This window comes from Nocardioides baekrokdamisoli (genome assembly GCF_003945325.1).
GTDB classification, from domain to species: Bacteria; Actinomycetota; Actinomycetes; order Propionibacteriales; family Nocardioidaceae; genus Nocardioides; species Nocardioides baekrokdamisoli.
Map to the genome: position 1 here is coordinate 1,192,540 of NZ_AP019307.1, position 17,247 is coordinate 1,209,786.

A 17,247-nucleotide genomic window follows, 5' to 3' on the forward strand; every position below is an offset into this window, starting at 1 on the left:
CGGATGACCCTATCTGCGAGCACCCCCAGGAACCCGAATCAGGATCTGACGACGACGTACGGCTCGAGCTCCGCCGCCAGGGCGGGATCGGTGACACCGGAGACGTACGTACCCTCGGCGCGGTGGTCGACCTCGGCCAACTCACCTTGCTTGTGCAGCCGGTCCAGCAGGTCGCCCCGGGCGTACGGCAGCACTGCCTCGAACGGGACGCTCGGCCGCGGCAGGTCCGCCTCGATGGCATTCAGTGCCTCATCGATGCCGAGGCCGGTCTTCGCCGACACGGCCACGGAGTGCGGTTCCGCACGCAGGATGCGGGCGATCGTCATTGAATCGGCGATGTCCGCCTTGTTGATCAGGACCAACTCGGGTACGCCGCTGGCACCGATCTCGGCCAGGACCTCGCGTACGGCGGTCAGCTGACCCTCGGGATCCACGTGCGACCCGTCGACGACGTGCACGATCAGGTCCGCGTCGCCGATCTCCTCCAACGTCGACCGGAACGCCTCGACCAACTGGTGCGGCAGGTGGCGTACGAACCCGACCGTGTCGGACAGCGTGTAGATCCGACCGTCGGACGTGGTCGTCTTGCGGGTCGTCGGATCAAGGGTCGCGAACAGCGAGTCCTCCACGAGTACGCCCGCGCCCGTGAGGCGATTGAGCAGCGAGGACTTTCCGGCGTTCGTGTACCCGGCGATCGCCACCGCCGGTACGCCATGACGCTGGCGAGCGGCGCGCTTGGTGTCGCGGGTGCCCTTCATTTCCTTGAGGTCGCGCGTCAACTTGGCGATCTTGGTGTTGATCCGGCGGCGATCGGTCTCGATCTTCGTCTCACCGGGACCGCGGCCACCGATACCGGCGCCGCCGGCGACCCGACCACCAGCCTGGCGGGAGAGGTTGCCACCCCAACCACGCAGGCGCTGCTTCATGTAGGTCAACTGGGCGAGCTCGACCTGCGCCTGACCCTCCTTGGACTTCGCGTGCTGGGCGAAGATGTCGAGGATGAGGGCGGTCCGGTCGACGACCTTGACCTTGAGCCGGTCCTCGAGGTTGCGCAGTTGGGCGGGCGCGAGTTCACCGTCGCAGATCACGGTGTCGGCACCGGTGGAGTCGACGATCTCCTTGATCTCCAGGACCTTGCCCGAGCCGACGTACGTCGCGGGATCCGCACTGTGTCGACGCTGGATGACCGCCTCGAGGACCTCCGACCCGGCGGTCTCGGCGAGCAACGCCAACTCGGTCATCGAGTTGTCGGCGTCCTCGGCGGTGCCAGCGGTCCACACGCCGACGAGGACGACCCGCTCCAGTCGGAGTTGGCGGTACTCGACCTCGGTGATGTCGTCGAGGTCGGTACGCAGCCCCGCGACGCGGCGCAATGAATGGCGGTCGGCGAGGTCTGCTTCTCCGACGGACAGGTCGTCGAAGTCGTCGTCTTCAAAAATCTCAGGGGCGTTGCTCATACGCCCTCCAGCGTACGCGCGAACGCAGACGGTCCGCACCGGAGATTCCAGCGCGGACCTTCAGAGCACGTCAGGTCACTTCGGGGGCAGCCGGATTCCGCCGTCGACTCGGATGGTCTCGGCGTTCATGTAGTCGTTCGTGATCAGTTCAACGACCATCGATGCGAGCTCGGCACCGGTGCCGAGACGCTTCGGGAACAGCACCGACTCACCCAGCTGGGCCTTCATGGCCTCCGGGTCCGGGAAGGAGTTGTAGATCGGGGTGTCGATCAGGCCTGGCGCGATCGTGTTGACGCGGATCCCGACGCCGGACAGGTCCCGCGCGAGCGGGAGGGTGGCGCCGACGACGCCGCCCTTGGAGAAGGAGTACGCGACCTGGCCGATCTGGCCGTCGAACGCGGCCACCGACGCCATGTTGACGATCGCGCCCCGCTGACCGTTGGCGTCCGGCTCGTTGCGGCTCATCACGGTGGCGGCCTGGCGAATCATGTCGAAGGTGCCGATCAGGTTCACCTGGATGACCGCGGTGAACTTGTCCATCGGGAACGCGGACTCGATCTTGCCGTCGCGGCCGATCGTGCGGATGCCATTGGCGATGCCGGCCGAGTTGACCAGCGCCTTGAGCGGCGCAATGGCAGCGGCCTGCTCGACGACCTCGGTGATCTGGTCGGTGTCGGTGACGTTGAGCTGGGCGAAGACACCGTTGATCTCGGCGGCGAGCGCCTCACCGAGGTCAGCGTTGAGGTCAGCGATGATCACGGTCGCACCGCGCGCAGCCAGAGCCCGCGCGGAAGCCGCGCCGATGCCCGACGCGCCACCGGTGACGATGGCAGTGGAGTTGTTCAGGTCCATGAGGCAGAGGGTAGTGGGCCGCACCCTCAAAGAGTGGTGGTGCCCTCTGCCACGAGCACTGCGGGCCCGGTCATCAGGATCCGGTCGTCGAGCGTCCACTCGACCGTCAGCCTGCCGCCGGGCAGGTCGACGAGGTACGTCTCACCCGGACCGCGACCGTCATCCAGTGCACTGGCCACCATCACCGCACAGGCTCCGGTGCCGCAGGACCTCGTCTCGCCTGAGCCGCGCTCATGCACTCGCATCGCCACGTGACGCTCACCGCGCCGCTCGACGAACTCCACGTTCACGCCGTTGGGGTACGTGTCGCGGTCGTAGATCGGCTCCTCGAGGAGCGGTCCGGCCTCATCGAGATGATCGACGAAGGCGACCGCATGCGGGTTCCCCATGTCGATGTTCGTCGCCTGCCAGAAGTGATGCGCGATCGAGATCTGGGTGGGAGCCAGGACGGTCGGGGCGCCCATGTCGACCGTCAGGTCGTTGGTGCCGGTCACGGTCTTCACCCCAGCGCGGGTGGCGACGCGGATCGGCGTGGCGGCGAGACCGGTGTCGATGAGGTACCGCGCGAAGACGCGTACGCCGTTGCCGCACATCTCCGCGATCGAGCCGTCGGAGTTGCGGTAGTCCATGAACCATTCGGCGTCGTCGCCCTGGTGACGCAGGACGCGCAGCACCCCGTCGCCGCCGATGCCTGCGCGCCGATCACACAGAGCACGTACCCGGTCCGCGCTCAGATCCCCGTGGATCGAACCATCCAGGTCCGGCAGGAGCACGAAGTCGTTCTCGGTCCCGTGCCCCTTCAGGAAGGCGTACTCAGTCGACGTCACGCACCAAGGGTACGCACCGCAGCGAGCGCATTCCCGACCCTGTCGGGATCGTCGTACGCCACCCAGACCACGCGCGGATCCTTGCGGAACCAGGCGTCCTGTCGACGAGCGAAGCGGCGTGTCGCCGACGCCGTACGTTCACGCGCCTCGGAGTCGGTCATCTCACCGCGCAGTACGCAGACGGCCTCGCGGTAGCCGATCGCCATCCGGGCGGTCCGACTCTGCTCCAGGCCCTGCTCAAGCAGGCTGCGAACCTCCTCGATCAGCCCGTTGTCGAACATCGCATCAACCCGCTGGCCGATCCGCATCGCCAGTGTCGAGCGATCGATGTCGACGCCGATCTGGATCGTCCGGGGATCGCGGTACGTCTGCTCCGGCAGCCGGGCACTGAAGGGCTCGCCGGTCAGTTCGATGACCTCCAGCGCACGTACGATCCGACGGCCGTTCTCGGGCTTGATGACCTCTGCTGCCGCAGGGTCTAGGTGCGCGAGCCGCCAATGGAGGGCCGCCGAACCATCAGCCTCGAGAGCCGCTTCCAGCCGAGCGCGTACGCCTGCGTCGGTGGCCGGGAAGTCGAACTCGTCGAGCAGCGCACGGTTGTAGAGGCCACTGCCGCCCACGAGGATCGGGACCCGCCCACGGCCCCGCACCTCCGCCATCACCGCTCGTGCGCGCGCCTGGAAATCACCGACGGACGCCGGCTCGGTGATGTCGAGCAGATCCAGCATGTGATGCGGGATTCCGCGCCGCTCGGCCTCTGGAGCCTTGGCGGTCCCGATGTCCATCCCCCGGTAGAACTGCATGGCGTCGGAATTCACGATCTCGCCGCCGAGCGCCTCCGCCAGACCCAGCGACAGTTCGGTCTTCCCGGAGGCAGTCGCGCCCACGATCGCCACGATCGGCGGCACCGGAGAATTCACCGTCCGACCCTCGTTTTCGGCTCCCGACATGCGGATAGTGTGTCAATAGACGCCAGTGCCGGTCGGGCATGGCCTGAGTAGAAGGGAGGAACACATGTCGTTCCTCGATGACGCGAAGGAAGCTCTCGACAAGGCCGAAGAGTTCGCCAAGGAGCACCCGGACCAGATCAAGGCGGGCCTGGACAAGGCCAAGGGCCTGATCTCGGAGCAGACCGGTGGCAAGTACGACGAGCAGATCAACGCTGCGGCCGACAAGGCCGAGGGTTTCCTCAACAAGCAGTGACATCGAGCTGACAGCAGGCCGTCGACACCGCGCTTCTTCAAGCGGATCGGCGGCCTCGCTGTTTCTCGGGCGCCGCTCGTGTGATCCAGCGCACGCTAACTCCTGCTAGCACTTGCAAGCACCCCGACGTAGCGTTGAGACAAGGCGCATCAGCGCCGCGAACCAAAGGGGAGAACCATGTCGTTCCTGGACAAGGCGAAGGCCGCTGCCGAGCAGGCCAAGACCACCGCGCTGCAGGCGGCCGAGGTCGCGAAGACGAAGGCCACCGAGGCGGGCTCACAGGCGCTGACCGCCGCGCAGCAGGCTGCCGCCAAGGTCGAGTCGGCCGGTGTTGTCGAGAAGGCCGCGAGCTTCGTCGACGAGAAGACCAAGGGCAAGTACGCCGACCAGATCGCCAAGGCGCAGGAGCAGGCCAAGAGCGCCGTCAGCAAGGTCTCCAAGGCCAGCTGATCTTCTGACTCGAGCCGTCGGGCGCACACCAGTGCCCGGCGGCTCAGTCGTTCCCGGCGTACGCCGGGGTGGACCCATGTTGCCGGTGGTGCGTCAGGGCGACGGTCAGCCGCAGACGGGGGCGTCCGGCAGCGGGGCGGGGACCCCGACCTGTGGCATGCCGAGACCAACACCCTTCGGCGCCGCCAGACCTTGCCGCGCCTCCCAGGCGTCGCCGGCGCGCGTCCGCCGCACGTCGAGAACTCGGTCCGCCACCAGATGGTGCGGGGCTGCGTACGTGATCTCAACGGAGACGACATCGCCCGGACGGGCATCAACTGCCGTGAAATGAACGAGTCGGCTGTCCGCTGCGCGGCCCGACATTCGCCGCGTCTCGCCATCCTTGCGGCCCTCGCCCTCGGAAACCATCAGGTCGACGATGCGTCCGACCTGCTTCTGGTTCTCCTCGTGAGCGATCTCGTTGACCAGATCGACCAGACGCATATATCGCGCCGATACAACGGCGGGTTCGATCTGATCGGGAAGCTCCGCGGCTGGGGTCCCCGGCCGCTTCGAGTACTGGAAGGTGAACGCGCTTGAGAACCGCGCAGCGCGTACAACATCCAGGGTGGCCTGGAAGTCCTCCTCGGTCTCACCGGGGAAGCCCACGATGATGTCGGTCGTGATCGCTGCGTCCGGCATGGCCGCCCGGACCCGTTCGATGATCCCGAGGTATTTCGACTGACGGTACGACCGCCGCATCGCCTTGAGGATCGCGTCCGATCCGGACTGGAGCGGCATGTGCAGCGAAGGCATCACGTTCGGAGTCTCGGCCATCGCATCGATCACGTCATCGGTGAATTCGGCTGGGTGCGGCGAGGTGAATCGCACCCGCTCCAGACCTTCGATCGGGCCGCAGGCACGCAGCAACTTCGAGAAGGCCTCCCGGTCGCCGAACTCGACGCCGTACGCGTTGACGTTCTGACCCAGCAACGTGATCTCGGAGACGCCGTCGGCGACCAGCGCCTCGATCTCGGCCAGGATCTCGCCGGGTCGACGATCCTTCTCCTTGCCGCGGAGCGCCGGCACGATGCAGAACGTGCAGGTGTTGTTGCAGCCCACGCTGACCGACACCCAGGCCGCGTACGGGCTCTCGCGGCGGGTCGGCAGGGTGGACGGGAAGACTTCGAGCGACTCGACGATCTCGACCTGCGCCTCACGGGCGATCCGGGCTCGCTCGAGCAACACCGGCAGCGACCCGATGTTGTGGGTCCCGAACACGACGTCGACGTACGGAGCCTTCTCAGTGATCGTCGAGCGATCCTTCTGCGCCAGGCAACCGCCGACGGCGATCTGCATCCCGGGGTTGGCAGCCTTCACCGAGGCCAGGTGACCGAGGTTGCCATACAGCTTGTTGTCCGCGTTCTCGCGTACCGCGCAGGTGTTGAAGACCACCACGTCAGCGCGCTCGCCCGTGTCGACGCGGGCGTAACCGGCGTCCTCCAGCAGGCCGGACAGACGCTCGGAGTCGTGCACGTTCATCTGGCAGCCGTACGTACGCACCTCGTAGGTGCGGGCGGTCGGCTGCTCAGCGATTTCGGTAGTCATCTCGACGGGCAAGCCTAAGTTGCCCGTCGAGATGAACCGAATCACGCGATCTGGATCAGGCCGACTTCTTGGCCGGTTTGTCAGTCACCCACAACTTGATGACGCCTTCGATCACGACGGTGCCGTCGGTGCGTACGCCCTTGACCCGGACATCAAGGGCGCCGTTGGCGGTGTCCCACTGCTCCTGATCGGTCTCGGCGATGCAGGTGATGTCGGTGTTGGCCATCGCGGTGTATTCGATGGACATGCCCTTGGGGATCCACCGCTTGGACTTCGGGATGGTCGCCTCCGCGAGCGCGCCCATCGCCATCTCCAGCCCGTTGCACAGCGCGATCGCGTGCACGGTGCCGATGTGGTTGTGGACCTTCTTCTTGTTCGGGATCACGAGCTCAACGTGATTGGGCTCGAGCACGGTGACGGTCGCACCGATCGTGGAGAAGTACGGGGCGAAGCGGGAGAAGGCGATCGAGAAGACCTTCTTGCCAGCGATTCCACCGACGAGGGGAGCGGTGGTGGTCTGCTTCCACAGGGCGTTGATATCCATACCCTCAATGTTACTCACCAGTAACTACCACGGGAAGCGTGACGTCGGCCTCATCACCCGTCTTGATGTCAAGATTCTCGATCGGCCTACGATGGGGTCATGCGGGACGACGTCGACGACCTCAGCGAGGCGTGGGCACGAGAGCGCCCCGACCTCGACCTCGAACCAGTGGAGATCTTCTCCAGGATCGACCGGCTGGCCCACAAGTTGGCGCGCGTACGCTCCGACGCCTTCGCGGCGTACGGCGTCGAGGGCTGGGAGTTCGATGTCCTTGCTGCACTGCGCCGTGCCGGCGACCCGTACGAACTCTCTCCCGGCCGACTCCTCCACGAGACGCTCGTGACATCAGGGACGATGACCAACCGGGTCGACCGACTCACGGATCGAGGATTCGTCGAGCGCTATCCGGATCCGGAGGATCGCCGCGGCGTACTCGTGCGGCTCACGCCGGAGGGCAAGGAGTGCGTGGACGGCGCCTTCGCGGCGCTGCTGGCGGCAGAAGCCCGGCTCCTCGCCGATCTGCCCGAGGACGTACGCGACCTGCTCGTCACCCACCTGCGAAGCCTGCTGCTCAGGTTCAACTGAGCACCGTCAGCTGAGCAGCTCCGCGGCTTCGAGCCACTCCATTTCGAGGTCTTCGCGTTCCGTCGCCAGTTCGTTCAGGGTCGCGCCGAGACGTGCCAGGAGTGCGTAGTCAGCGGCGTTGGCTTCCATCTCGGCGTGCACCTCGGCCTCACGCGCTGCGATCTTCTCCAACTGCTTCTCCACGCGCGCGACGACCTTCTTGGCCTCGCGTTCCTCAGCCGCACTGACCTTGGGCGCCGACGCCGGCGACGCGGCCACGGGCTGGGCTGCCTTCGTCACGGTGCCCGCCGCGCGCTTCTCCAGATACTCATCCACGCCGCGCGGCAGCATGGTGATCTTCCCGTCCCCCATCAACGCCCAGACGGTGTCGGTGACGCGTTCGAGGAAGTAGCGATCGTGGGTGACGACGATCAGGGTGCCCGGCCAGCCGTCGAGGAAGTCCTCCAGGACCGTGAGCGTCTCGATGTCGAGGTCGTTCGTGGGCTCGTCGAGGAGCAGCACGTTCGGCTCAGTCAGCAGCAGCATCAGCAACTGGAGCCGCCGCCGCTCGCCGCCCGACAGGTCGCCGATCCTGGTCATCAGCTTGTCGCCGGTGAACCCGAACCGCTCGAGCATGGAGGTGGCGGTTAGTTCCTGACCATCCGCCGTCTTCGTGATCCTCCGGACACCATCCACCATCGGCAGGACCCGCGCCTCGGGGTCGAGGTCGTCGAGATGCTGGGTGAGGTGCTGGATCGCGATCGTCCGACCGTGCTTGACCTTGCCGACCTTGGGACCCAACGTGCCGTCCAGCACCGAGAGCAGCGAGGTCTTGCCGGCGCCGTTGACGCCCACGATGCCGACCCGGTCGCCCGGACCCAGGCGCCAGGTCGCGCGACTGAGAATCTGCTTGTCACCCCGGAAGACATCCACGTCCTCGACATCGATGACGTCCTTGCCGAGACGCTGGGTGGCGAACTTCTGCAGCTCGAACCGGTCGCGAGGCGGCGGCACGTCCTCGATCAACGCGTTGGCGGCATCGATGCGGAACTTGGGCTTGGACGTACGCGCCGGGGCACCGCGACGGAGCCAGGCCAACTCCTTGCGCGCCAGGTTCTGCCGGCGCTGCTCGGACGCAGCGGACTGGCGTCCACGCTCAGCCTTCGCCAGGACGAAGGCGGCGTATCCGCCCTCGTACACGTCGACGACGCCGTCGTGGACCTCCCAGGTGAACTGGCAGACAGCGTCGAGGAACCAACGGTCGTGGGTGACGACGATGAGGGCACAGGACCGCTTCGCGAGATGGTCGGCCAGCCAGGCCACGGCCTCGACGTCGAGATGGTTGGTCGGCTCGTCGAGCACGATCAGGTCATGGTCGCCCAGCAACAAGTGAGCCAGCGCGCAGCGGCGGCGTTCGCCGCCGGAGAGACCGTCGACGACCCGGTCCAGGCTGACGCCGGCCAGCAAGACCTCGACGACTTCGCGCGTACGCACATCGGCGGCCCACTCGTGATCGGATCGCCCGGCCAGGACCGCCTCGCGGACCGTGTGGGTGTCGTGCAGACGATCGCGTTGGTGCAGGAACCCCATCAGGAGGCCGCGCTGCTGCGAGACGCGGCCCTCGTCCGGCGCCTCCAGCCCCGTCATCACCTGCAGGAGCGTGGTCTTGCCGTCGCCGTTGCGCCCGACGATCCCGACCCGGTCGCCGATGTTGATGCCGAGCGAGACGTCCTTGAGCAGCGGGCGCAGACCGTAGGACTTCGAGACGTGCTCGAGGTTGAGAAGGTTGGCCACTAGTGCTCCAGGACGTGCGCGCCGGCGACCGGCGCAGGGACGAGAACGTGGTCGATGCCCTGATCGCGCAACTCGCCTGCAGCCGCCCGCGCCGCGCTGACGTCACCGAAGAGGAGCAACTGGGTCGGGCCCGAGCCGGACAGCAGGACCGCGTCGGCTCCGAGTTCGTCGAGCAGGCGGTGGCGTTGAGCCAGGTCGGGACGGAGGTCGTACGCCGCGGGCTGGAGTTCGTTGCTGACGGTTGCCGCGATCGCGGCGATGTCACCGGCCGCGAGTGCCGCGGTCAATGCCTCGTCGATCACAGGCTCCTCATCGCCCAGCTCCAACTGGTCGAAGTGGTGGAAGACGCTCGGGGTCGGCAGCCCGATCTCGTGCGGCACCACCAGCCACCAGAGATTCGCCGGCGCGTCGATCGGCGTCACCAACTCGCCCCGGCCAGCGCCGAGCGCGGTGCCGCCGTAGAGCGCGAAGGGCACATCAGACCCGAGGTCGGCGGCGATCCGCAGCAGATCCTCGACCGACGTGTCGAGACCCCAGAGTTCCTCGAGTGCGACGAGCGTTGCCGCCGCATCGGCGGAGCCACCGGCCATGCCACCGGCGACCGGGATCGCCTTCTGGATGTCGATCGCCGCCGCCCGGCTCAGACCGTGGTGCGCCGCGAGCGCCTTGCCCGCCTTGATCGCGATGTTCGACTCGTCATCACCCACGGTCGACAGATCGATCCCCGCATCGGCGTGCGTACGCACCGACCACTGGTCGGCGTCGCGCACGGTGACGTCGTCGTACAACCCGATGGCCTGATAGATCGTCGCCAACGGGTGGAAGCCGTCCTGGCGCGGTCGACCGACGCGAAGAGCGAGATTGATCTTCGCTGCAGCCCTCGCCGTACAGCGTCGTTCAGGGGCGGTCATCTGTTGAGTGCCTCTGCCAGGGCGCAGAACTCGTCGATCCCGAGCGCTTCACCGCGTACGAGGGGGTCCATCCCGATCGTGCTGAATGCGTCGCTCAGTTGCTCGACGCTCGCGATGCCGCGCAGGGCTCCGCGAAGCGCCTTACGCCGCTGCGCGAACGCGGCGTCGATCACAGCGAACACCTGCTCGCGCGTCACCGCAGTCGTCGGCGGCGCGTGATGGGTCCAGGCGACCAGACCGGAGTCGACATTGGGCGCGGGCCAGAAGACGTTGCGGCCGATGGCGCCGGCGCGGCGTACGTCTGCGAACCAGGCGGCTTTGGCCGACGGCACTCCGTACGTCTTGGACCCCGGAGGCGCCGCCAGCCGGTCAGCGACCTCGGCCTGCACCATCACCAGGCCATGCCGCAGCGACGGCAGCAACGCCATCAGGTGGAGGAGAACGGGGACCGAGACGTTGTACGGCAGGTTGGCGACCAGCGCCGTCGGCGCCGGTCCGGGGACCTCGGCGATCTTCAGCGCGTCCTCGAGGATCACCTGGAAACGCGACGCCTGGTCGGGGGCGTACTCGGCGATCGTGCGCGGGAGTCGGCCGGCCAGGAGCGAATCGACCTCGATCGCGGTCACATGTCCCGCGACCTCCAGGAGTGCGAGCGTCAACGAACCCAGTCCCGGGCCGACCTCGACGACCACATCGTCGGCCGTGATCCCGGACTCGCGAACGATCCGACGGACCGTGTTCGGGTCGATGACGAAGTTCTGCCCACGCTGCTTGGTCGGACGCAGGTCCAGTTCAGCAGCAAGCCCCCGGATCTCGGCGGGGCCGAGCAACCGGGGGCTTGTCATGCGGATCAGGCTAGTGGGCCTGGGTGCCTATTCAGTTATCCAAGAAATCAGATCTCTGGAAATCTGGCGCTTGGGTGCGTGCATCGCAAGGCGGAGGACCCGAAGGCGGCCTCAATGGGCCGTCGAGCGGTCCGACAACGCAGCGAGGTGCGTGCCCAAGGGTCAGATTCAGCCTCGGTAGCCGCAGCCCCAGGGAGCCAGCCCCGACACGCGGTAGTAGTTGTTGGCAACGGCGATCTGCTGCTCACGCGTGGCCAGGTCGGCACGCGGGGCGTACGCGCCACCGCCGTGGGACAACCACGAGCTGGCTGAGAACTGCAGGCCACCGTAGTAGCCGTTGCCGGTGTTGATGTGCCAGTTGCCGCCCGACTCGCACTGGGCGATCGCGTCCCAGTTGACGCCGGTCGAGGCGCCCGTCGGGGCAGCACCGGTGTTGGTCTGGACGACCGGCTTGGCCTTGGTACCCACGTGGACCAGGGAAACGCCCGCGGGGGCCAGCACGATCGAGGACATCTTGTGCTTCTTGCCGAGTTGGTCGATGCCGTACTCGGTCTCGAGGTAGCCAGTGGCGCCCTGCTTCGCCACGACGCTGTTGCCGACGTAGAGGTTCGGGTCGTTCTGGGTCTTCTGGGTCGGCTGGATCGCACTCAGCTCGACGACGGTGTCGACGTACGCGCCACGGTCGAAGCTACGGGTGACAGCCGGGCCGCGCGTCGCGGACGCGTCGGCGCTGGTGAGCTTGGCGCTCTGGCTACCGGTCCTGAGACCAGCGAAGGTCGCCACGAGGGCGAGGGCCAGAACGGCCGCGGTTCCGATCCGCACTGGGAGGGAGAGGGCGCCGATGCTCTTGAGAGCACGGACTGCCTGGGCGGACAGGTTGCGCGGCGAGAAGCTCATACATCTCCAATGTCTGGAGTTCCCGGGCCTCGGTGGCGGTCGGAACGAAAGAGTTCCTTAGGCCTGAACGGGCTTCCCGCACCATGCGGTGTGACCCGAACCGATCCCGGCTGACCGATCCAGAAAGCCACAGTGCTAGCTGGAAATGCAAATCCAGCTAGCAGTCCTGAGCGTGAAAAGTGGCGGGCTTCACATCAATTGGGCGACCAGCAAGCACGGAGCGCTAACTGCAGTTTGCGCTACCAGGTCCCGCCGAAGGCGGCCTCGGTGTTCGCATTGACCTGAAGGCACAACTCCTCCAGATCCACACCGCGTACTGCCGCCATCGCGCGCATCGTCACAGGGATCAGGTACGCACTGTTGGTCTTGCCGCGATGCGGCGTCGGGGTCAGGAACGGCGCGTCGGTCTCGACCAGGATCCGGTCCTTCGGTGTGATCGCCAACGCGTCCCTCAGGTCGCCAGCGTTACCGAAGGTGACCGTGCCAGAGAACGACAGGTACGCCCCACGGTCCAGGCAGCGCTTCGCGAAGTCGGCGTCCCCGCTGAAGCAGTGCATCACCCACCTGTCAGGCGTCCCCTCTTGGTCGAGGACCTCGAGGACGGCGTCGTGCGCATCGCGATCGTGGATCTGCAGTGTCTTGTCCAGCCTGATCGCGAGGTCGATGTGACGGCGGAACGATTCCTGTTGCGCGGCCCGACCGTCGTCGCCGGTCCGGAAGAAGTCCAAACCGGTCTCGCCGATGACCCGCACCTTGTCGTGAGCCATGGCCAGCGCCTCGATCTCCGCGATCGCCGCGTCGAGGTCCTGGTGAAGTGGCGCATCGTTGGGGTGCAGTGCCACGCCGGCGATCACGTTGTCGTGCGTACGCGCCGCCTCGACCGCCCAACGCGCGCTCGGCAGGTCGCATCCGATCTGCACGATCCTGGTGACCCCGACGGACCCCGCCAGCGCGAGCGCCTCAGCCGGTTCGAGCGCCTCGTGGCCGTCACGGACGATGTCCATGTGGCAGTGGTTGTCGACCACCGGGGCGGGCAGTGCCTCCGGCAGCGGCGGGAAGTCCTGCTTCAACGTCACTTGTGCACCTCGTCGTAGACCTGTCGTCGGGGCAGTCCGGTCTCCGAGGCCACCCGGGCGATGGCGTCGCGGCGGCTCAAGCCGTCTGCCTCCAACTCGGCGACGGCGGCGCGTACGTCCTCGATGGCTGCGACGTGCTCCGGGGCGCCCTCGACCACGAGGGTGATCTCGCCACGGACTTCCTCGGCCGCCCAGGCAGCCAGATCCGCGAGGGATCCGCGCTTGATCTCCTCGTACGTCTTGGTGAGCTCGCGACACACGGCGCCACGCCGCTCAGCGCCGAACGCCTGCCCCAGAGCGGTCAGCGCAGCGTGCGTCCGGTGCGGAGCCTCGAAGAAGACCATCGTCCGTGGCTCCTTCGCCAGTGCCGCCAGCCGTCGGGAGCGTTCGCCCGCCTTGCGCGGCAGGAAGCCCTCGAAGCAGAACCGATCGACTGGCAACCCGCTCAGTGCGAGAGCAGTCAGCACCGCGCTCGGCCCTGGGATCGCGGTCATCGGCAGGTCCTTCTCGACCGCCGCGGCGACCAGTCGGTATCCCGGATCCGAGACCGACGGCATCCCGGCGTCGGTGACCAGGACGACCCGCTGACCGGCCTCGAGGAGTTCAATCAGGTAGGGCGTCCGCGCGGCCTCGTTGCCCTCAAAGTACGACAGCACCCGGCCGGTGATCTCGACGCCCAACTCCCCCGCGAGCCGACGCAGGCGTCGGGTGTCCTCAGCGGCGATGACATCGGCCCCCGCAAGCTCCTCGACCAAGCGAGGAGGTGCATCGGAGACGCGGCCGATCGGCGTGGCAGCAAGGACGAGCACGGCCTCATCGTGCCACCTGGCTGGGTAGTGTTGCGCGAGTGATGCGCGCCCAGGACACCGGCAGCCGGGCGAAGCGCTCCCGCAGCTGGTTCCGCGGGGAGGCCGGCATCGGCTGGATGATGACCGTCGTCATCATGGGGCTGGCCTTCGGGCTGCGGATCGTCGGGCTGGGTCAGCCGCACGAATTCTCGTTCGACGAGACGTACTACGCCAAGGACGCCTGGGCGTTGTGGCACAACGGGTACGCCAGCAACTGGTGCACCTCGAGCGGGACGGCTTGCCCGAAGGACGCGATCAAGGACGCACACCTGGCAGCGGGCGAGATCGCCGACGCCAACACCCTGATCCTGCACGGCATCGCCCCGTGTCGACTCATCGTGTACGTGAGCGACAAGGACGGCTCCGCCGACGCGAACAACCACTGCCATCCTGTAACCCCGGGGCATCCTGACCCGGAGATGGCCGTCCACCCCGAGGTCGGCAAGTGGATCATCGCGCTCGGTGAAGCACGGTTCGGGATGAACCCGTTCGGCTGGCGGATCGGTTCGGTCCTCGTCGGCACCCTGATGATCGGCGTCTTCATCCGATTCGTGCGACGCCTGACCCGCTCCAATCTGCTGGCCGGATTCGCAGGGCTGTTACTGACCTTCGACGGGTTGCAGCTCGTCCTCTCGCGGCTCGCGCTCCTGGACATCTTCGTCGCCTTCTTCACACTGCTCGCGGTGCACTTGCTGGTGAAGGACCGCGACTGGCTCCGTGAACGCCTCCCCACCAGGCCGCGGCGCACCGGGTGGCGCTCCGTACGACAGATGTTGTGGCGGCCCTGGTTGGCAGCGAGCGGAGTGGCCTGGGGCCTCGGGCTCGGCAGCAAGTGGGACGTGGCCTATCCGATGGTCGGCTTCGGGCTGCTCTTCCTGGCCTGGGGCGCTGGCGCGCGGCGGCGCAACAGGATCCGGCGACCGTTCGCACGGACGCTGCTTGCGGACGGGCTGCCCGGAGCTCTCGTCCTCCTGCCGCTGGCGGCGATCGTGTACGTCGCGAGCTGGTCGGGATGGCTCGCCCACCACTCCGCGTACGAGCAGTCCGCGATGTCGCATTCGCAGTACACCTCGTGGAGCGGCTCGGGGAAGTGCGACGGCCAGTCCTGGATCGACAACTCGCCCAAGCCCGACGCGCACTGGCCAACGGTCGGCAGCGGCGGGACGTTGAAGCACGAGACCGGGATCGCCGCCCTCTGGCAGCCGTTCGAGTCGCTGTGGGCGTACCACCACGACGTGTACGTCTTCCACACCAAGTTCCTGCAGTGCACGACTCATCCGTACGCCTCGCAGCCCGAGGGCTGGCCCCTGCTGAATCGCCCTGTCGGCATCTCCGCGGAGAACGACATCAAGCCGGGAGCGACCAGCAACCCGGCTCAGAACTCCTCGACGCAGACCTGCACGGCACCGGCCGGCAGCACCTGCCTGCGTCAGGTCCTGGCACTCGGGACTCCCGTGCTCTGGTGGGGCTGTGCACTCGGTGCGCTCTGCGCGATCGGGCTCTGGGCTGGCGCGCGTGACTGGCGCGCGGGCATCGTCGTCGTGGGCGCCGGCACCACCTGGGTGCCGTGGTTCCTGTACGCCGATCGCACGATCTTCAGTTACTACGCGATCTCGATGCTGCCGTTCACGATCCTCGGGGTCGTGTTGTGCCTGGGCCGGCTGCTGTCAGGATCGCCGAATCGACGGACCGGCGCAGCCATTCTCGGCGGCACCTTCCTGGTCCTGGTGATCCTGAACTTCGCCTGGTTCTGGCCGATCTGGACCGACGGCTTGCTCACCCGGATCAGCCCGGTGACGGCGGGTAATTTCTGGGGGAACTGGCTGAGCCGAATGTGGTTCTTGAAGTGGATCTGAGAGGCTGTCGCCTGTGATTCGTGCCGCGCTTCCGATCGTCGTCGACGTCGCCATCGTCGTCACGTTCGCGACTGTCGGGATGTTCAACCACGACACCAACCACTCGCTGCTGAACCTCGGCGCGATCGCCTGGCCCTTCCTGCTCGGACTGGCCGCTGGCTGGGTCGGCGCGATCTGGAACGGCCTGCGGGGCCTGCGGATCTGGCCCGGCGGTCTGGTCATCGTCATCCTGACGTATGGCATCGGGATGGCATTCCGGTCGCTCAGCGGCCGTGGCCTGGAAACCGGCTTCCTGGTGTTCTCGGCCTGCTTCTTCGTGGTGACGATGCTCGGCTGGCGCGGGATCTGGCAGCTCGTACGCCGCTAGTCGGTGCGCGGAGCCCAGCGCTGCTCGAGGTTCCCGAACTTCCAGGCCGACAACGCGATCACCCAGGTGAGCGCGAACAGCCCGACGATGACGTACCCGAGATGACCCAGGTCGATCCCCGCGATCGCGCCCAGCGGTCCCCCGCTGATGCCCGTCGTGTCGACGAGGACTCCGACCAACTCGATCGTTCCGATCCCGAGCGCCACCGCGACGCTCAAGGTCGTCACCGTCAGGTTGTAGAACAGCGTCCGTACCGGCGCAGCGTCGGCCCACCCGTACGCCTCGGCCATGAAGATGCCGTCAGCGGTGTCCATCAGGATCATCCCCGCCGCGAACAGGATCGGCAGCACCAACATCGCCCAGAAGGGCAGGGCGTACGCGGCCGCGCCGCCCGCCAGGACCAACAGGCCGACCTCCGAGGCGGTGTCGAAACCGAGCCCGAACAGGACGCCGACCGGATAGATGTGTGACGGCTTGCGAACCGCCCGGGTCAGTGGGCCGAGGAGCCGGTTGAGGAATCCACGCGACTGGAGTTGCTTCTCGAGGGCCGCCTCGTCGAACCGGCCCGCTCGCAGGTCACGAACGATCCGCACCAACCCGACCAGCGCAACCAGGTTGATGAGCCCCAGCAACCAGAGGAAGCCGCCCGACACTGAACCGCCGATGACGCCTGTCACCGCGTGCAGGCGCGAGTTCTCGTCGGCAATCTGGCCGCTGAGGGCGCGTACGCCGGCGCCCAGTGCGAGGCAGAGCGCGAAGACGACGGTCGAGTGCCCGGCGCCGAACCAGAAGCCGACCGACATCGGCCTGGGCTCGTCGGGGCGCCGGGAGGTGAGGAGCTTGCGAGTGGTGTTGTCGATCGCTGCGATGTGATCGGCGTCGAAGGCGTGCCGCAGGCCGAAGGTGTAGGCCAGCAGGCCGACCCCCGCGGTGAACACTCCCCCGCCACCGAGATGGAGGTGTGCAGGCTCGATCAGACCGAACAGGGCACCGAACCCAACGACATGGAGCAGCACGACGACGAGCGCCATGACCGCGACCGACCTGCGATCACGGGGGCTCCACCGCGTACGCGCCACTGCGTCCTCCTTGTTGTTGCAAATCTATTGCAACAACAGCCGCGGCAGCCAACCCGTCTCGACGGGAACGCAACAGCGCCGCCCCACCCG

18 protein-coding genes are annotated in these 17,247 nt (G+C 67.1%); 5 read left to right on the plus strand and 13 right to left on the minus strand.

All coding sequences use genetic code 11. The features are described from left to right. Nucleotides 1-38: 38 nt before the first annotated feature. The 4 genes from hflX to miaA all read right to left on the minus strand — a co-directional run bounded on the left by hflX (nucleotide 39) and on the right by miaA (nucleotide 4,086). Complete coding sequence (hflX, locus tag KCTC_RS05750; RefSeq protein WP_125567597.1) at nucleotides 39-1,457, minus strand: GTPase HflX; 1,419 nt, start codon at nucleotides 1,455-1,457, stop codon at nucleotides 39-41. Nucleotides 1,458-1,532: 75 nt separating this feature from the next. Continuing rightward, nucleotides 1,533-2,309 (minus strand): SDR family oxidoreductase, encoded by a 777-nt coding sequence (locus KCTC_RS05755; RefSeq protein ID WP_125567600.1) that lies wholly within the window; start codon nucleotides 2,307-2,309, stop codon nucleotides 1,533-1,535. Between the two features lie 26 nt (nucleotides 2,310-2,335). After that, nucleotides 2,336-3,136: a diaminopimelate epimerase gene (gene dapF / locus KCTC_RS05760; RefSeq protein WP_125567602.1), complete on the minus strand. Its 801-nt coding sequence runs from the start codon at nucleotides 3,134-3,136 to the stop codon at nucleotides 2,336-2,338. Next, nucleotides 3,133-4,086, minus strand: coding sequence for a tRNA (adenosine(37)-N6)-dimethylallyltransferase MiaA (miaA, locus tag KCTC_RS05765; RefSeq protein WP_125567604.1), 954 nt, complete (start codon nucleotides 4,084-4,086; stop codon nucleotides 3,133-3,135). The genes dapF and miaA overlap by 4 nt, the downstream gene beginning before the upstream one ends. Before the next feature lie 64 nt (nucleotides 4,087-4,150). Here miaA and KCTC_RS05770 point away from each other — a divergent pair, with 64 nt between their 5' ends. Beyond that, nucleotides 4,151-4,339: an antitoxin gene (locus KCTC_RS05770; RefSeq protein WP_125567606.1), complete on the plus strand. Its 189-nt coding sequence runs from the start codon at nucleotides 4,151-4,153 to the stop codon at nucleotides 4,337-4,339. A gap of 177 nt (nucleotides 4,340-4,516) precedes the next feature. Beyond that, nucleotides 4,517-4,789: an antitoxin gene (locus tag KCTC_RS05775; RefSeq protein ID WP_125567608.1), complete on the plus strand. Its 273-nt coding sequence runs from the start codon at nucleotides 4,517-4,519 to the stop codon at nucleotides 4,787-4,789. 105 nt (nucleotides 4,790-4,894) lie between these two features. On the opposite strand, the gene miaB is transcribed toward KCTC_RS05775, so the two are convergent. Continuing rightward, entirely contained in the window at nucleotides 4,895-6,376 is a 1,482-nt protein-coding gene (gene miaB / locus KCTC_RS05780; protein WP_125567610.1) for a tRNA (N6-isopentenyl adenosine(37)-C2)-methylthiotransferase MiaB, read from the minus strand. Between the two features lie 55 nt (nucleotides 6,377-6,431). Beyond that, nucleotides 6,432-6,920: a hotdog fold domain-containing protein gene (locus tag KCTC_RS05785; protein WP_125567612.1), complete on the minus strand. Its 489-nt coding sequence runs from the start codon at nucleotides 6,918-6,920 to the stop codon at nucleotides 6,432-6,434. A 99-nt stretch (nucleotides 6,921-7,019) separates the two neighbouring features. Here KCTC_RS05785 and KCTC_RS05790 point away from each other — a divergent pair, with 99 nt between their 5' ends. Next, complete coding sequence (locus KCTC_RS05790; protein ID WP_125567614.1) at nucleotides 7,020-7,505, plus strand: MarR family winged helix-turn-helix transcriptional regulator; 486 nt, start codon at nucleotides 7,020-7,022, stop codon at nucleotides 7,503-7,505. 6 nt (nucleotides 7,506-7,511) lie between these two features. Here the strand turns inward: KCTC_RS05790 and KCTC_RS05795 are convergent, their stop codons facing one another. From KCTC_RS05795 to rsmI, 6 genes are all read right to left on the minus strand, one after another. Further along, nucleotides 7,512-9,278: an ABC-F family ATP-binding cassette domain-containing protein gene (locus tag KCTC_RS05795; RefSeq protein ID WP_125567616.1), complete on the minus strand. Its 1,767-nt coding sequence runs from the start codon at nucleotides 9,276-9,278 to the stop codon at nucleotides 7,512-7,514. Beyond that, nucleotides 9,278-10,189, minus strand: a complete 912-nt coding sequence (locus KCTC_RS05800) for a 4-(cytidine 5'-diphospho)-2-C-methyl-D-erythritol kinase (protein WP_125567619.1) — start codon at nucleotides 10,187-10,189, stop codon at nucleotides 9,278-9,280. The genes KCTC_RS05795 and KCTC_RS05800 overlap by 1 nt, the downstream gene beginning before the upstream one ends. Further along, nucleotides 10,186-11,034, minus strand: coding sequence for a 16S rRNA (adenine(1518)-N(6)/adenine(1519)-N(6))-dimethyltransferase RsmA (gene rsmA, locus KCTC_RS05805; RefSeq protein ID WP_125567621.1), 849 nt, complete (start codon nucleotides 11,032-11,034; stop codon nucleotides 10,186-10,188). Before rsmA ends, KCTC_RS05800 begins: the two co-directional genes overlap by 4 nt. A 168-nt stretch (nucleotides 11,035-11,202) precedes the next feature. Further along, the gene (locus KCTC_RS15145; protein WP_125567623.1) at nucleotides 11,203-11,931 is read right to left on the minus strand and encodes a resuscitation-promoting factor; all 729 of its coding nucleotides are present in this window, start codon (nucleotides 11,929-11,931) and stop codon (nucleotides 11,203-11,205) included. Between the two features lie 239 nt (nucleotides 11,932-12,170). Then, complete coding sequence (locus tag KCTC_RS05815; RefSeq protein ID WP_408636110.1) at nucleotides 12,171-13,007, minus strand: TatD family hydrolase; 837 nt, start codon at nucleotides 13,005-13,007, stop codon at nucleotides 12,171-12,173. Continuing rightward, a complete protein-coding gene (gene rsmI / locus KCTC_RS05820; protein WP_125567625.1) occupies nucleotides 13,004-13,816 on the minus strand; it encodes a 16S rRNA (cytidine(1402)-2'-O)-methyltransferase in 813 nt (270 codons plus the stop codon). The genes KCTC_RS05815 and rsmI overlap by 4 nt, the downstream gene beginning before the upstream one ends. A 41-nt stretch (nucleotides 13,817-13,857) precedes the next feature. Here rsmI and KCTC_RS05825 point away from each other — a divergent pair, with 41 nt between their 5' ends. Further along, on the plus strand, nucleotides 13,858-15,711 hold the full coding sequence (locus tag KCTC_RS05825; RefSeq protein ID WP_231998892.1) for a dolichyl-phosphate-mannose--protein mannosyltransferase: 1,854 nt from the start codon (nucleotides 13,858-13,860) through the stop codon (nucleotides 15,709-15,711). A gap of 13 nt (nucleotides 15,712-15,724) precedes the next feature. After that, entirely contained in the window at nucleotides 15,725-16,078 is a 354-nt protein-coding gene (locus KCTC_RS05830) for a DUF3054 domain-containing protein (RefSeq protein WP_125567627.1), read from the plus strand. Here KCTC_RS05830 and nicT read toward each other — a convergent pair. Next, on the minus strand, nucleotides 16,075-17,157 hold the full coding sequence (nicT, locus tag KCTC_RS05835) for a Nickel transporter NicT (RefSeq protein WP_231998852.1): 1,083 nt from the start codon (nucleotides 17,155-17,157) through the stop codon (nucleotides 16,075-16,077). The genes KCTC_RS05830 and nicT overlap by 4 nt on opposite strands. Nucleotides 17,158-17,247: the final 90 nt, after the last annotated feature.

What these genes read in the sequence shown, in the direction of transcription:
- hflX (WP_125567597.1), bottom strand. Translation starts at nt 1,457, where the DNA reads ATGAGCAACGCCCCTGAGATTTTTGAAGACGACGACTTCGACGACCTG.
- KCTC_RS05755 (WP_125567600.1), bottom strand. Translation starts at nt 2,309, where the DNA reads ATGGACCTGAACAACTCCACTGCCATCGTCACCGGTGGCGCGTCGGGC.
- miaA (WP_125567604.1), bottom strand. Translation starts at nt 4,086, where the DNA reads ATGTCGGGAGCCGAAAACGAGGGTCGGACGGTGAATTCTCCGGTGCCG.
- KCTC_RS05770 (WP_125567606.1), top strand. Translation starts at nt 4,151, where the DNA reads ATGTCGTTCCTCGATGACGCGAAGGAAGCTCTCGACAAGGCCGAAGAG.
- KCTC_RS05775 (WP_125567608.1), top strand. Translation starts at nt 4,517, where the DNA reads ATGTCGTTCCTGGACAAGGCGAAGGCCGCTGCCGAGCAGGCCAAGACC.
- miaB (WP_125567610.1), bottom strand. Translation starts at nt 6,376, where the DNA reads ATGACTACCGAAATCGCTGAGCAGCCGACCGCCCGCACCTACGAGGTG.
- KCTC_RS05785 (WP_125567612.1), bottom strand. Translation starts at nt 6,920, where the DNA reads ATGGATATCAACGCCCTGTGGAAGCAGACCACCACCGCTCCCCTCGTC.
- KCTC_RS05790 (WP_125567614.1), top strand. Translation starts at nt 7,020, where the DNA reads ATGCGGGACGACGTCGACGACCTCAGCGAGGCGTGGGCACGAGAGCGC.
- KCTC_RS05800 (WP_125567619.1), bottom strand. Translation starts at nt 10,189, where the DNA reads ATGACCGCCCCTGAACGACGCTGTACGGCGAGGGCTGCAGCGAAGATC.
- rsmA (WP_125567621.1), bottom strand. Translation starts at nt 11,034, where the DNA reads ATGACAAGCCCCCGGTTGCTCGGCCCCGCCGAGATCCGGGGGCTTGCT.
- KCTC_RS15145 (WP_125567623.1), bottom strand. Translation starts at nt 11,931, where the DNA reads ATGAGCTTCTCGCCGCGCAACCTGTCCGCCCAGGCAGTCCGTGCTCTC.
- KCTC_RS05825 (WP_231998892.1), top strand. Translation starts at nt 13,858, where the DNA reads ATGCGCGCCCAGGACACCGGCAGCCGGGCGAAGCGCTCCCGCAGCTGG.